The organism is Methylobacterium trifolii, from assembly GCF_022179685.1.
GTDB lineage: Bacteria > Pseudomonadota > Alphaproteobacteria > Rhizobiales > Beijerinckiaceae > Methylobacterium > Methylobacterium trifolii.
The window spans coordinates 1-1,141 of the sequence record NZ_BPRB01000301.1; the positions used below are offsets into that span (position 1 = coordinate 1).

1 protein-coding gene is annotated in these 1,141 nt (G+C 69.9%); it reads right to left on the bottom strand.

All coding sequences use genetic code 11. The features are described from left to right. Positions 1 to 1,141 (bottom strand): 1-deoxy-D-xylulose-5-phosphate synthase (gene dxs, locus COGEMETH_RS22580; RefSeq protein WP_238184941.1); only part of this gene is annotated, 1,141 nt, incomplete at both ends.

The following is a 1,141-nucleotide window of genomic DNA, read 5'->3' on the forward strand; positions in this document are numbered from 1 at the left end:
AGGTCGAAGGCGCCCGCATGCGTGGCGCCGTCCGCCCCCACCAGGCCCGCCCGGTCCATGGCGAAGCGCACCGGCAGGTTCTGCAGCGCCACGTCGTGGATCACCTGGTCGTAGGCCCGCTGCAGGAAGGTCGAGTAGATCGCGACGAACGGCTTGTAGCCCTCGGTGGCCAAGCCCGCCGCGAACGTCACCGCATGCTGCTCGGCGATGCCGACGTCGAAGGTCCGGTCCGGATGGGCCTTGCCGAACAGGTCGATGCCCGTGCCTCCCGGCATCGCCGCCGTGATCGCCACCACCTTCTCGTCGGCATCGGCCGCCTTGATCAGGCTCTCCCCGAACACCCGGGTGTAGGCCGGCGCGTTCGGCTTGGCCTTGGCCTGCACGCCCGACACCACGTCGAACTTCACCACCCCGTGGTAGCGGTCGGCCGAGGCCTCGGCCGGCGCGTAGCCCTTGCCCTTCTGCGTCACGACATGCAGCAGGATCGGGCCCTGCTCGGTGTCGCGCACGTTCTTCAGGATCGGCAGCAGGTGGTCGAGGTTGTGACCGTCGATCGGGCCGACATAGTGGAAGCCCATCTCCTCGAACATCGTGCCCGAGCCCACGATCAGGCCGCGGGCGAACTCTTCGGCCTGCGCCGCCCGCTGGTAGATCGCCTTGGGCAGCAGTTTTCCCAATTGCTTGGCCGTCTCGCGCAGGCCCCGGTAGGTGCCGCCCGAGGCCAGACGGGCGAGGTAGGCCGACATCGCCCCCACGGGGGGCGCGATCGACATGTCGTTGTCGTTCAGGATCACGATCAGGCGCGAATGCAGCGCCCCGGCGTTGTTCATCGCCTCGTAGGCCATGCCCGCCGACATCGAGCCGTCGCCGATCACCGCGATCATGTTGCGGCGCTTCGGGGCCTCGATCCCCTTGGCGCGGGCCGCGGCCGCGTGCAGGTCGCGGGCCACCGCCATGCCGAGGGCTGCCGAGATCGAGGTGGAGGAATGCGCCGCCCCGAACGGGTCGTACTCGCTCTCGCTCCGCTTGGTGAAGCCCGACAGCCCGCCGCCCTGGCGCAGCGTCCGGATGCGGTCGCGCCGCCCGGTCAGGATCTTGTGCGGGTAGGCCTGGTGCCCGACGTCCCAGACGATGCGGTCGT